General features: G+C 35.1%; 14 protein-coding genes. 1 reads left to right on the top strand and 13 read right to left on the bottom strand.

Annotated features, from left to right (window positions below; genetic code table 11):
* Positions 1-22: 22 nt before the first annotated feature.
* From DPQ31_RS15120 to DPQ31_RS15180, 13 genes are all read right to left on the bottom strand, one after another.
* A complete protein-coding gene (locus DPQ31_RS15120; protein ID WP_000895104.1) occupies positions 23-700 on the bottom strand; it encodes a copper homeostasis protein CutC in 678 nt (225 codons plus the stop codon).
* Between the two features lie 741 nt (positions 701-1,441).
* Positions 1,442-1,897: a VOC family protein gene (locus tag DPQ31_RS15125; protein WP_000414361.1), complete on the bottom strand. Its 456-nt coding sequence runs from the start codon at positions 1,895-1,897 to the stop codon at positions 1,442-1,444.
* A gap of 316 nt (positions 1,898-2,213) precedes the next feature.
* Entirely contained in the window at positions 2,214-3,362 is a 1,149-nt protein-coding gene (locus DPQ31_RS15130) for an acyl-CoA dehydrogenase family protein (protein WP_208730598.1), read from the bottom strand.
* A 238-nt stretch (positions 3,363-3,600) separates the two neighbouring features.
* Complete coding sequence (locus tag DPQ31_RS15135; protein ID WP_000662220.1) at positions 3,601-4,233, bottom strand: YdcF family protein; 633 nt, start codon at positions 4,231-4,233, stop codon at positions 3,601-3,603.
* Positions 4,234-4,558: 325 nt separating this feature from the next.
* Positions 4,559-5,146 (bottom strand): GNAT family N-acetyltransferase, encoded by a 588-nt coding sequence (locus DPQ31_RS15140; RefSeq protein ID WP_000402594.1) that lies wholly within the window; start codon positions 5,144-5,146, stop codon positions 4,559-4,561.
* Positions 5,147-5,260: 114 nt separating this feature from the next.
* Positions 5,261-6,589, bottom strand: coding sequence for a YjiH family protein (locus DPQ31_RS15145; protein WP_208730599.1), 1,329 nt, complete (start codon positions 6,587-6,589; stop codon positions 5,261-5,263).
* Between the two features lie 171 nt (positions 6,590-6,760).
* Positions 6,761-7,888 (bottom strand): alpha/beta hydrolase, encoded by a 1,128-nt coding sequence (locus DPQ31_RS15150; RefSeq protein WP_208730600.1) that lies wholly within the window; start codon positions 7,886-7,888, stop codon positions 6,761-6,763.
* A gap of 142 nt (positions 7,889-8,030) precedes the next feature.
* Complete coding sequence (locus DPQ31_RS15155) at positions 8,031-8,891, bottom strand: AraC family transcriptional regulator (protein ID WP_208730601.1); 861 nt, start codon at positions 8,889-8,891, stop codon at positions 8,031-8,033.
* 75 nt (positions 8,892-8,966) lie between these two features.
* Positions 8,967-9,848 (bottom strand): aminoglycoside phosphotransferase family protein, encoded by an 882-nt coding sequence (locus tag DPQ31_RS15160; protein ID WP_097959341.1) that lies wholly within the window; start codon positions 9,846-9,848, stop codon positions 8,967-8,969.
* Positions 9,849-10,364, bottom strand: coding sequence for a GNAT family N-acetyltransferase (locus DPQ31_RS15165; protein ID WP_097959340.1), 516 nt, complete (start codon positions 10,362-10,364; stop codon positions 9,849-9,851).
* Between the two features lie 26 nt (positions 10,365-10,390).
* Positions 10,391-10,852, bottom strand: a complete 462-nt coding sequence (locus DPQ31_RS15170) for a DUF2691 family protein (RefSeq protein ID WP_208730602.1) — start codon at positions 10,850-10,852, stop codon at positions 10,391-10,393.
* Positions 10,853-11,082: 230 nt separating this feature from the next.
* Positions 11,083-11,517 carry a ferritin-like domain-containing protein gene (locus tag DPQ31_RS15175; RefSeq protein ID WP_016108709.1) on the bottom strand — a complete coding sequence of 145 codons (435 nt, stop codon included), beginning with the start codon at positions 11,515-11,517 and terminating at the stop codon, positions 11,083-11,085.
* A 203-nt stretch (positions 11,518-11,720) separates the two neighbouring features.
* Positions 11,721-12,902: a YhgE/Pip domain-containing protein gene (locus DPQ31_RS15180; protein ID WP_097959339.1), complete on the bottom strand. Its 1,182-nt coding sequence runs from the start codon at positions 12,900-12,902 to the stop codon at positions 11,721-11,723.
* Between the two features lie 172 nt (positions 12,903-13,074).
* Here DPQ31_RS15180 and DPQ31_RS15185 point away from each other — a divergent pair, with 172 nt between their 5' ends.
* Positions 13,075-13,692: a TetR/AcrR family transcriptional regulator gene (locus tag DPQ31_RS15185; protein ID WP_001205673.1), complete on the top strand. Its 618-nt coding sequence runs from the start codon at positions 13,075-13,077 to the stop codon at positions 13,690-13,692.
* Positions 13,693-13,711 lie beyond the last annotated feature (19 nt).

Raw genomic sequence — 13,711 nt, forward strand, 5'->3', positions numbered from 1 at the left:
GTTTCTCCTCTTTCTTATGCAATTATTTTATTATTTCAACTAATTCTCGCACTAAACTTCGATCAATTTCAGAAAAACATGATTTACCTTCTCTTACCGCTGTACCGACATGAGCTTGCGAAATTCCAGTTTCATCTAATAACTGCTTTATATTTTCTTTCGTTACACCACTTCCAGCTACAAGTTGAATTTGACCATCGCTTACCTTTTGCATATCTTTAAGCACTGGAATATTATCTACTATATTTCCTTGTCCACCTGAAGTTAACACGTGAGTCACTTTATGGAATTCCTTTAAAGTTCTCATCGCTTCTACTAGGTTTTCTATATCATCTATCGCACGGTGATACGTTACATTTATTCCATCTACAACAGATAACAAATCTGCTAGCTTCTCTTTATCAACTTCTTTTTGTTCGTTTAATACGCCTAATACAACGCCTGCTGCACCTAACTTCTGCGCAACGCTAATGTCTTCTTTCATCATTTCAATTTCTTCTTCCGTATATGTAAAAGACTTCGCATGCGGACGAATCATAACGTGAATCGGTATATTTACTGCTTCTACCGCTTTTTTAATAAATGCATAACTCGGCGTTAATCCACCTTCTGTATAAGATGAAATTAATTCAATCCGCTTCCCACCCGCGCTTTCAATTCGTTTCACATCTTCTAAACATGTTGCAATAACCTCTAGCATGAGATAACCTCTTTTCGTGCTTTTTTCTTATTATACATTAGTAAAAATAAGAAGCCTAGCTTTCTCCTATAAAACTATAAAAAGAAGAATGAAAAGAAAGATTTTTTCAATTGATAACACTTATTTGTAATGTGCTATTTTTCATGAACAATACTACTAAAAAGAGAAAAAGATATACATCTTACAAAAGAACATTCCATTATCTCTCGTTCAGATGTATTTTTTAGAATTGAGTTCTTCGAAGCTATTCAAGGGATGCTGCCTATTGCTATCAAGCTAATATTTTGGCGCATCCTCAAAACAAAAAATTGTACATCCTCATCTGGAGATGTCAATTTTCTCGCTTTGGAGTATTTGCTCTTCTTAGTTTGATGAGCATAGGGTAGCTCAGGAAAATACGAATTTACAACGTTAAAGAAATTCCAAAATTAAAAGCCTAATTTCTCAATATTAAAATTAAGGAATTTGGCTTTTTTGTCGCTCTGGAGAAGAGCCCTTTTATTGAATAATAAATTTCTTCAAATTGAGAGGAATGAGCATATAACGTTTTCACAGAGATGTTGCCCGAATCTCTTCCCTGCTTCTTCCCCGGCGACCAAGTGGTTCGGAGAGTCCTTTCGCTTGCATGTTATGTTATATGACGTACCCTACTTCTTAAAGTTACTTTCACACTACTATTCTGTTTCAATTTTCACTTCAGTAATATATTTCAGTAAAGTTTTTTTATAAAACGTCACTTTCTTATTTGTTACCGAGTTGTTCCGCCAAACCAATTAGAAGCCCTTCGGTTCCACGAATGTAACAGAGTCGATACGAGTCCTCGTACTGAACCACTTCGCCAACGAGCTGAGCACCACACTTAGTCGTGAGTCTGTATACCATTTCGTCAATGTCTTCAACAGTGAACATGACGCGTAAATAACCGAGGGCGTTTACAGGAGCAGTCCGGTGATCTGATATAGTAGGTGGGGTGAGAAATCGCGAAAGTTCAATTCGGCTGTGACCATCTGGCGTAACCATCATAGCAATCTCTACGCACTGGGAGCCCAGTCCGGTTACGCGACCAGCCCATTCACCTTCGACAGTAGCTCGCCCTTCGAGTTTCAAGCCAATCTCCTCGAAGAAAGAGATTGCGTCATCAAGAGATTCTACAACGATACTGACATTGTCCATTCTTAGTAATTTGTTCTTTTCCATAGTTTTATCTCCTTATGTGTAAACATTTATTATCTAATCATCTTCATAAATTATTCTATTAAAAGTTACAAATTCCTTCCCAACAAAAAACACCTTATCACCGTTTACATTCAAACTGGCATTACAATAAATATTTTTCATCCAGGAACATTCATCAAATCATGATAATCATTTATATGAAAACACTACATTTCAAACTAGGATGGCAAACAAATAAAAAGCACGTGTTCGATTACTAATCAAACACGTGCTTTCAAAACAACTATATTGTCCATAAACAATAACATTTAAATTCATAAGATCTACTCCTAAAACATCACGACCGAAATGCTGCATCCGCCAGTATAGACAATGTTGCATCATCCATCGGCGGATTGTGTAAACCCGCTCTGACATTTAAGTAATAACGATGAAGTGGATTTTTTTCTGATAAACTTTTTGCCCCTACGATACGCATTGCTTTATCTACTATAGATATCGCCGCATTTGTTACTGCGTATTTCACTGCCGCTAGTTCTGCTTGTAGTGATAGTTTATCTTCTGCCTCATCGTACTTTTTCGCAATTTGATATAAAAAGACGCGAGCTTGCATAAGCTCAAGCTCTATTTCTCCAACTAATCTTCTAACACTCGGTAATAAACTAATAGAATGGTTTAAACTATTTGGCTTGTATGATTCCGCAAACTGAACTGCATAATTTCTTGCTGATTGTGCGATTCCTAAATAACATGCTGGTATATGTAGCAACCAGCCAATACCCTTTTGTTTCACTTTCCCGCCCAATACATTCGTAAAGAAGCGGTTTTCTATCTCCACATTTTGTAAGACAAGGTCGTGGCTAGCAGTTCCTCGCATCGCAACGCTATCCCATGTTTCTTCAATTGATACACCGAGCGTATTTCTTGGAATGACAAACTCACCAACTTCTTCTCGGCCTTCCATACTTGCAGAAATAATAAAATAATCAAGTACTGGTGCCATCGTTGTAAAAGTTTTCCTTCCATTTATAATCCACTTCTCGCCTTGTTGCACCGCGATTGTTTCTGGTTTACCACCACGCGTCGGACTTCCTGTTTTCGGTTCTGTTGCTGCCCGATTAAAGAGTGCACCATTACGCACTTCTTCGCAAAACCATTTGAACATTCCATCATTCCAAGAGCGATTTTCAGCTAGCTCTTTTACAATACCGATATGCCATCCAATCGATAATGCAGTAGCTCCACAGCCTTCTGCAATTTTCCCTTGAAATAAAACGAAGTCATATAAAGAAATCGCACTACCACCAAATTCCTTCGGTAACGTTAATTTCGTATATCCGATATCTTTTAAATTATTAATATTTTCATGCGGAAATGATCCTAACTCACTTAATTGATGCTCCCTTTCCATGAACTTCGGAATCAATTTATTTATTTGTTCAATAATGAAAGATTGTTCTTCTGTTTCAACAAATGAGAGTGCCATACTATAATCTCCTTTATCCCGCTATTTGCGGGCAGTAAAACTCCCACCTCAAAATTCAGGTGGAGCAAAGAAGTTCAGTGGGAGTCGGGCTGCCCGTAAATGCTCGATTCATAAACCGTTCATTTTGTCATTATGATTATATGAAGCTACCTCTCTATTGTTTCACTATTCCGATAAAAATACAATGTTTTTGGATTATAAGAAAAATCCCTATAGAAAAACAGGTCCTTTTCTTATATTAATCCCCCTTCAATGCCTTTAGCGGCAAAGAGGTTACATATCCGATATACGAGAATAATTCTTTAAAAAAGAATGGAATTTCTGTATCTAACGTTTTATATGCTGATGTTGGAGTCGGTGAAGCATATGCCTCAATGTTAATATGTTTTGCGATTCTCATTGCGCGTTTCATATGAAGTGGATCACTTACAATCGTGTATGAGTGTATTCCGTTCTCTATTCCAACTTCCTTCGCATTCTTTAAATTTTCTTCAGTGAAAAGGGATTTTGTTTCAATTAAAATATCCTCCTCTTTTACACCTTGTTTCAATGCATATACTCTAGCAGTGCGAGCTTCCTCAAGCTCCGCTTCAAACTTTGTACCACCTGTAAAAATAATTTTCTTAATGTTTCCGTTTTTATATAGAGAAATCGCGTGATTAATTCTTTCCTTAAATACAGGAGATGGTTTTCCGTTCCATGAAGCTGCTCCTAGCACGATACCAGCATCTGTCTTCACATCATCATCCGTTTTAAAGCGATAACTCCAAATATCGTAAGCTGCATAGCTCACATACAAAATAGCAGAACAAATCATTAATAAAAACACTTGAAAGATTCGTCTTTTTTTACTCTTCTTATTTTCTTTCATTTGTAATTGCCTCCGTACATCATCCATACTTCTATAAAAAAACATTTATATCAAATCGTTTTGTTTGAGTTTGTTTAAAAGAAGGTATTTTACTTATTATATATAAAAGGGTTTTCATTTAAAATTGAGGATTATCAATTCATTTTTCATTTGCGGTTTTCATTACAATTTTAATTCATTAGTTTATTACCATACAACTACATTGTAACGAATTTTTTCTCAGAAGGGAATGATGAAACAAAAGTAAATTAAATAAGTTAGTGTTTTGTAAGAAAAAAAGGTATATTATTCGCAAATTACGATCATATACCTTACAAAATACGAATTATAGCTTTTCTTTGTATAACTCTAATTTTTCTAACAATTCTCCTTTCACGCCTGACCATTCACTCGCAATAATACTGTACACAACTGCATCTCTCACATGACCGCTCGGCAATCTTCTTTCATTTCTTAGCACACCTTCTTTTACCGCGCCTAACCTTTCAATTGCTCGTTGTGCTTTTTCATTTCTTACATCCGTCTTAATTTGCACTCGTAGCATATGCAGTTTTTCAAAAGCATACTGGAGAAGCATATACTTACATTCTGTATTTATACTCGTACGTTGCACACTTGGATGGTACCACGTCTGCCCTAACTCCACTGTTTTATCTTCTACTGAAATATTATATAAACGTGTACTCCCTACAATCTTGTTCGTCTGTTGATCCACTACAGCGAAAGGGATTTGTGTACCCTTTCCATAACTCTTTATCGCTTTTTGAACATATTGCTGCATATCTTGAACAGTTTCCATTTTAGAGATTAAATACGCCCAAATTTGCCTATTTCCTTCTACAATCGAAAACAAAGTTTCGACATCACCACTATCCATTAACCGTAATTTTGCTCTTTCGTGAATGATTTCCATTTGTAAGCCCCCTTCTTTTGTTACTATAACATACGAATCAAAATCGCAAAATTAATATATACAATGATTTTAACAACAAAAATCCTCGCTCACATAGAAAGCGAGGGTTTCCTATTAAAGCACCAAATAAGCAATCGGCGTAATAATAAGCAACGTTAATATCGTTCTCTGCACGTACAAAATAATAAGTTCAGATACTTTTAACGGAATATCTGTCGATAATATACAAGGGATTGAAGCGGAGAAAAACAAAATAGATGATACCGAAACAACCGCAATGACAAACTTTGTCACGAGCGGCGCACTTACAACTAATAATGATGGTAAAAACATTTCTGCAATACCAACTGATACCGCTTTAGCAGCTAAGTCTGCTTCTGGTAATTGTAAAACCCATGTAAATGGATAAAAAATATAACTGATCCAATCAAATATTGGCGTGAACTTCGCTAAGACGATACCAATTAACCCTACTGACATAATAGATGGTAAAATTCCCATCGTCATAATAAAACCGTCTTTTAAGTTCACTGCAATATTTTTCATAATGCTCGGTGCAGATTTTGATACTTCTAATGCATCTTCCCAAGCACGTTCTAACATTTTTTCCTTATAAACGGGCTCTGGGAACCCTTCTTTCGTAATATATGTATCGGGTTTTCTACTAAGAGGTGGGATTCTTACGGTGATAGCAGTCACGATGAATGTTACTACAAGTGTAGTCCAAAAATAAACATTCCATAAATGCATAATGTCTAATGTTTTTGCGATGATGATCATAAATGTTGCGGATACTGTAGAAAATCCTGTAGCGATAATGGCTGCTTCTTTTGTCGTATACTTTCCTTCTTTATATACACGGTTCGTAATTAATAAGGCTAGTGAATAACTTCCAACGAAGGAGGCAACCGCATCAATTGCCGATCGTCCCGGCGTATTCCATAAAGGTCTCATAATCGGACGGCAAAATGTACCGATAAATTCAAGCAACCCATATCCGACTAATAACGCTAAAAACGCCGAACCAATTGGAACGAGTAAACTTACCGATATAACTAGTTTCTCATACAAAAACGACCCAACATCTGGTGCAAAAAACCAAGCTGGTCCCACTTTAAAACAATATAATACGCCAAAAACAACACCAACTACTTTTAAAATAGAAAAGCAAATGTCTACGATAGATGCATTCCATTTCTTCGTATAAAATGGATAAATCGCACCAATCACCATAACAAACAATGCATAATAAGGTACTACGCCAGGAACTGAAGTACGGATCCACGATACGATATGATCAATCATAATAGAAGAAGCTCCATTTATCGTAACAGGTACGAAAAACATAAACATCCCAACGAGACTAGCAAGTATAAACCGAAGAATCATACTCCTCTCTCGTCCTGTCTTAATTACATTACTTTTTAATTCAATTTCACTCAAAATTCGACACCTCCCATTATCTAAATATTCTGTATAATGTAGTTTTATTCCTTCTTTTGATCTTGAATATTTAATCATATAAAAAAGCCTAATTTGAAACATTTAGATCAAATTAGGCTTTTTATATACTTTTTAGATATTCTCACTTAAAGCACAAAGTAGAGTTTAAAATCATTGCTCGAAGTACGAGTCTTTCTTACTATTCTTCAATATAAAACTCCCCATCTCAATCGCTAAATCTTCACTTTGAGGATAGACACCTACATTATCTCCATACGCGTGCCCTAAACCACGATAGAGAATCGTTTCAGTATCCACTCCTTGTTTCGTCAATTTAGCTGCATACGCTAAACATTCAATCATTAAAAAATCATGTTCTCCTACCGTAATAAATGTACTTGGATAATCTGAAGATACATCAACGTATGGACTTAAATACTTCGAATGAATGTCTTCCGTACCAAGTATTTCTGCCATCCCTCCGACCATTGCATGCATCATATTAAGCATTTTTTCTAATCCTTTTTTATATTTCGGAGCAATCTCATATTTATCTATACTCCAAGAATAAAACTCGTCTTCATAGTCACACATGTTAAGTGTAGGATACAGAAGTAATTGCCCTTTAACGAAGTTTCTACCATCTTCCATATCTCTCGTTGTACAATACTGTGTTAAGTTCCCTCCAGCACTATCACCCGCAACAAAAATATTATTCTTATCACCGCCGAATGCTTCAGCATTCTCATAAATCCATTTTAAAGTAGTGTAACAATCTGTATGTCCAGTTGGAAAAGGATGTTCTGGAGCTAATCGATAATCTATAGAAAAGGCTAATATATCTGTTTTTTCTACTATTAATTTCACAAGTTCTTCTACCACATCTGGTGATCCTGCCATAAATCCACCACCATGAATAAAATATAAAATTGGCGCGTTTTCTCGTTTTGAAATACTATTATAAATCCTTATCGGAATGTCATATCCATCTTCCGCTTTAACCGTTTCATTCGTAATATTTATATCTTTCGTTACGATTGGAACGCTTTTAATACCATTAAACTGCTTTCTCATATTCTTTACCGATTTTTCAGAAGCGTCCATTTTCATCATATTTTTAGGCATAAACCTCATTATATTCATTTGAACCTTCATATCTTTATAAAGACGTGGATCCATTGCTCCCTTTTCATCGCAATCTGGTATGTTTTTCACTATTACTTCTGCGCCTTGTACATTGATGGTTTCTTGTTTTTCTTGAATCTTTTCTAATAAATCTAAGCTATATTTCCTAGACATTCACTATTCCCCCATCTCTTTTTTAACGCTTTCGTTTTCCGAAAAATTATATAACCGTATACCTTTCCATTTACTAAATAAAAATACGTTCCATGTACAAAATGTAACATGGAACGTATTTTTATTGTTGTTCATATTTGATTCAATTATTGTCATTTTTTGATATGATATTTTTTCTATACTGTAATGGTGTATCCCCATATTTCCCTTTAAACTGCGAAATGAATGACTTCACATTGGGAAATCCATGTTTCACTGCTATATCTTGTATAGAATTCGTACTGCTAATAATATCTTCATACGCTTTATGAAGCCTGTATCTCGTTAAAAAAGAGGTGAAATTTGATCCGAAAGATTTTTTGAACATCCGAGAAAAATGTTCCTCACTTACAAAAAAGTGTTTCGCTACATCTTTCATTTTAAGCTTTTCATCATAATGTTCATACATATATGTAATTATCTCTTTTTGTTTATTTCCAAATTGAAAATCATTATCTTCTTTTTTTCTATCTTTACAGTGGCGCAATAGAATATAAACAATCTCATAAATTAAACTATTCATTTTTATATAACTTAACTCATCAAAATTTGTGACTAACTCCTTTAATTCATAAAATATTTGTTGGAGCTTTTCTTTCTGCACAAATGATGCTTGTAGAGTAAATCTATATTTATCAAAATCAGCATTTAGCTCTTTAAGAAATTCATACGAAACTATTAACATCATTACTGCACAACTTGCATTCTCAACTTTTTCAAATTCGTGCACATCTCCACTGTTTACAAAAATAAACTCGCCAGCTGATACTTTCTTTTTTTGCCCATTTACATACAAAGAAACGTCTCCATATATTACCAAACTAATTTCAATACTTCTATGCCAGTGTGGAGGGATATAGTAGTGAAAATCAGCCGGAAGTCTTGTGCTATCTATATATTCAACCATACCTGGAATTCTATCACGCAATTTTATCTCTTCATATTTCCCTTGCCTGACTTTCAATTATGTTCCCTCCTTTTTATTGCATAGTAAACGTCAAATAACTTCAATCAAAACTTGTGCTACACATTACTATTTTCATCTCATTTTATAATCATCCACAATCACTTGGATTACACGATATGCTTCCTCAGCTACTTTTTCATTACTATCTCTATTCGCATCATATGTAATTAACGCCTTCCAAAGCGTCCATCCTCTCGCTCTATCCCACGTTTCCTCATCCATCCTCAACACTTCTTTAAATACGTTTCTACTATTTTCATCAAAAAATGTCCATGCCATCGCCGCGTCACACGAAGGATCACCTACTCCTAGTATACCAAAATCAATTACGGCACAAAGCTTTCCATCTTTAACGAGTAAATTCCCTGGCGCAACATCTCCATGAATCCAAACTGGTGTGCGTTCCCATTTTGATTGGAGCGCTAAATCCCAAAGGTGCTTTAACAATGCCTCATCAAAAGCGTCTTTATTGTTTTCAATAGCTACTCTCGCTTCTTCATCGTATACAGATATAAACCCGCCTCGGTAAAAGTTATGCGCTCCAGCTATTGGTCCGTTACTAGAATCAATGGATTGCAATTCTAGTAGAAATGATCCTAAGTCCGCTGCGAATTCATGTAAGTCACGAACATTTTCTTTCGTAACTGCCTCTCCCTCTATCCACTTATTAATAGACCATGGCCACGGATACTCTTCCGACGGATGCCCTTTTGCAATTGGTGCAGAAATTGGTAAAGAAAGTTCCTTATTTAATATAGGAAGCCACTTGTTTTCTTTCTCTACTTGCGGTGCATATGCTGCATCACTTGGTAATCTAACACTCATCTGATCTCCTAAGTGAAACGTTCTATTATCATGTCCACTAAACTTTACAGGTTTCACTTCTAAATGTGCCCATTCAGGAAACTGTTTCTGTATTAACTTCTCAACTAAACTTACGTTAATTGGATTCATTTATTTTCTCCTTTTCTTTTGAAACTTACTAAGCCCATCCGTACTGCCCACATACTCAAAATCATTTTTCTTATAAAAATCATTCAACGTACGATTATGTCCCACACAATCTAACTTCAAGTACTCTTTATCACACTGTACATTTTCTTCTACCCACTGCAAAATCGATTCTCCTATTCCATTCCCCTTATACTTCCGTCTCACCGCAAATCTATGAATATATACTGAATCCGAAACTTCCTCTTTACCAAAAATATGTTCATCCCATTCATTTTGTTTAGGAGATGCTGTAATCGTACCAACAATTTCATCTTCTTTCATAACAATATACGTATATTTATTTCTTATACATTCTAATATTTCAGCTGTAGCCTCTCCTCCTAACAGATACTGCCATTGATCTACTTCTTTATGTTGTAACCACTCTGCTACTTCTCTTAATAGAGTAATAATGCTATCGCTCTCCTCTTCAGTAGCAGTTCGTATTGTATATCCTTTAACTGTATTTCTCTCCATATTGCCGTTCCCCTTTCAAATTACTACTATACTGACAAACGCGTTCTACCGTCATTTTCGTCTGTAACGTATTCAACATAAAAACCTTGATTCAGTGCGTTTTCATACATCAATTCAATCACTTTTTGATCTTTAGCGTAAATGTGTATATAATCACCGTCCGCTACTAATACGACTACTTCATACTTGCTCTCTGTGAACTCTTCATATGTTTCAATCTCTTCTAATACTTCTCCTTTTAGATACGCTTTTAAATCTGCAAAAATGAGATAATATATGTTGTCTTTTATTAATTTTTTCAATTCTAATCCACTCATTACCTTGTTATCTTCTGAAAATAATTCTGATCCTAATCCATCAGGTAATCTGAAATAAGATTCCTCATTTTCCACTCGCCAATCAAATAACGTAATATCGATCGGCTTTAACACTTTCCAAAGTAGATTATCATATTCATTTGGAATATCTACAATAATTCCTCTTTTCATTTATTTGCTCCTAGCTTATTTATTTTCGTTTTCATTTCATACATTATATACCAAATTCAACTACTATATTTTGTCGATACCTATGTAACTTGTATTTCACCGCGAAAAACCGTCCCACTACTTATGAAACGGTTTCTTTCTGCTTATATTTAGGTTTTTCATTTAATTGTTGCACTGCGCTTTAAAATAATTTCTAATATATTCATCACATCAGCCATCATTCTTTATATTTACTTCGTCTTCACAAAATAATATAAAAACCACACCGCATGGTTTTGTTCATCAGCAGCTATTCTGCGCAATAACTCTTTCAAATGTGCATCCGATGTTTCATCTGAAATTTCTAAGTAAAAATCTACTGTCTTCTGTTCATCTTGTATAGCGAATTCTAATCCTTGTAAGTACCTATTTGGACATTCTTCGGTAATCTGTGGTTTAGGCTGCCTGCCAGTTAAGTTCGTATAAATTTGGACAAAGTTTTGGAAATGCTTTATTTCATCATTACGAATTTCAAGAATCTGATTTCGTTCTACTTGATTTGGAGCCATGTTAGCTAACTTTGCGTAGCAGCTTATAGCGCTATATTCTCCGTTTATAGCTTTTTCAATATCACTTATCAACTTATCATTTTGCCTATACCAATCATGATAATTCGAATTATACATCGTATCCCCTCCATAATTTCGCATAACATTTTATGCACTTTGAAATAGTAGGAGCATGTATACAAAAAAATTACTGCAAACACGAATACTTCAATCACGTATAACATATTGTAAAACCCTATCTATCGCTGCTTAATTTCCTTAACGATTCCTAATGATTTCATCAAAAAACGCTTCACTACGAGTGAAACGTTTTTTATCTTTTAAGCATTCAATTCCATTTTATGTCCCTTTACTGCACTACGCTTCAATGCAGTTGCTAGTATAACAACCATACTTACCACACCAATCCAAACGAGCACAGTAACAGGTGTATTCCAGCTTACCCCTTTTCCGAAAAAGAAGATCTCCCTTAGTCCTTCGATCATAAATTTCATTGGTAACCAAGAATAAACCCAATCTTGATAAAATGGCGACAACATTTCAGGCGCTAATGATAATAACGGTGCCCCGAAGAATAGTAAGAGTGCGAATAAACCGATACCTTTTAGCCCAACTAATGAAAGTACCGCCGATATCATTAAGAAGAAGCTAAAAGATGTGATGGATAAGAACAACGCTGTATCCGTGAAATTCGAAATATTTAACCCTACCATCCCATCTGCAATCCACGTAAGGCCAAATCCAATTACAAGTGTCGCAACTGCTCCAGCTACTATTTGTTTTAGTTTTAATCCAAAGTTTTCTTTTCTTGTACGTACCGGCATTTTACTAATCGCAATAAAGATAATCGCTGCACTAGCTAAACTTGCAATCCATAACGGCTGGAATAATGCCATTGGTGAGTTACCGTTCGCACTATTTTTTCCGACCTCATTCACATTTTTCACGTTCTTTACAATAGGTGTTACTAATTTCGAAGCTTGATCTGTTGTTAAAGTAGCTCCCCTTGCTTTCAATCCATCTAATATTTGTGTACGGACATTGTTGTTTATATTATCCACTACACCATTTAATATTTGCCCTGCCATAGTTGATGCACCTGTATTCATTCCTTGATTAATTAATATTTCTACTTCTGGTGAAGATGGCTGCGGTGTTCGTAATGAAGCCTGTTTCATACTAAATTCTTTCGGAATGACGAATGCTGCATAATACTCTTGATTATTTAAACCTTTTTGAACTGCTTCCTTATTTTTCACTTCTACCCACTTCACCGCAGGTTCTTCATCTGATTTCGCTGTTTTTTTCACCGTATCAACAATTGTTTGCCCCATATTCATTTTCGGTTGATTTGGAACTTCTACACCTTGATCCTCATTTACAATTGCAATTGGCAAGTTTTTTGGCTTTGGTTGAACAGTTGGGAATAATGTTAATGAAAAAATAAAAACAACAAGTAGTACAATAACTGGTGCTAACAATAAAAGTTTGTTTTTAAACATTTTCTTTTCTCCTCCTTTAATTTTCGTTACAATAAATGAACAACGTGTTGTTTATTTATATTTTGAATTATATGTTTGAGCTAAATCTTATTCAATAATCAAAAATCGTGAATGTGTCGGTTATAAGACACTTTTTCTAAATGTGTTGAGTAAAATTAAGGAGGGACATGCTTTGCGTGATAGTAATTTAGATTTACGTGTTATTCGTACGAAAACGGCCATACGAAATGCACTAGTGGAGCTTATTGAAGAAAAAGGTTTTGACGCCATTACAGTAAAAGATATTACAACGAAAGCAAACATAAATCGCGGTACATTTTATGCGCACTATCAAGATAAATTTGATTTAATGACGAAATGCCAAGAAGAAATTATGCATGAGTTTTCTAGCATTGCCAAACAAAAATTCCCTGAAGTGATTGCCGATCTTGGCTCAAACCCTTCCCCAACGACGCCATTTGTACTTATCGCTTCTATTCTTGAATTTCTAAATGAAAATAGTGATTTTATGAAAGCTGTGTTAAGTCCAAAAGGAGATTTATCTTTCCAAACAAAACTGAAAGACTTTATGTGGAAAACACTATTTGAAGATACGAATGGGGCTCTTATTGATAAAGAGAGTTTGCTTGTTCCAAGCGAATACCTAACTTCTTATATGGCATCTGCTCATATAGGTGTCATTCAGCAATGGCTAAATAATGGCCAAAAAGAAACACCTAAGGAAATTGCTCGTATTTTATCAACTATCGCAGTTCACGGCCCGTTTTATGCGGCTGGTTTAAAGAAGTAAGCCAACCTGCATAGAAATA

This window comes from Bacillus sp. COPE52, from assembly GCF_003355115.1.
Taxonomy (GTDB): domain Bacteria; phylum Bacillota; class Bacilli; order Bacillales; family Bacillaceae_G; genus Bacillus_A; species Bacillus_A toyonensis.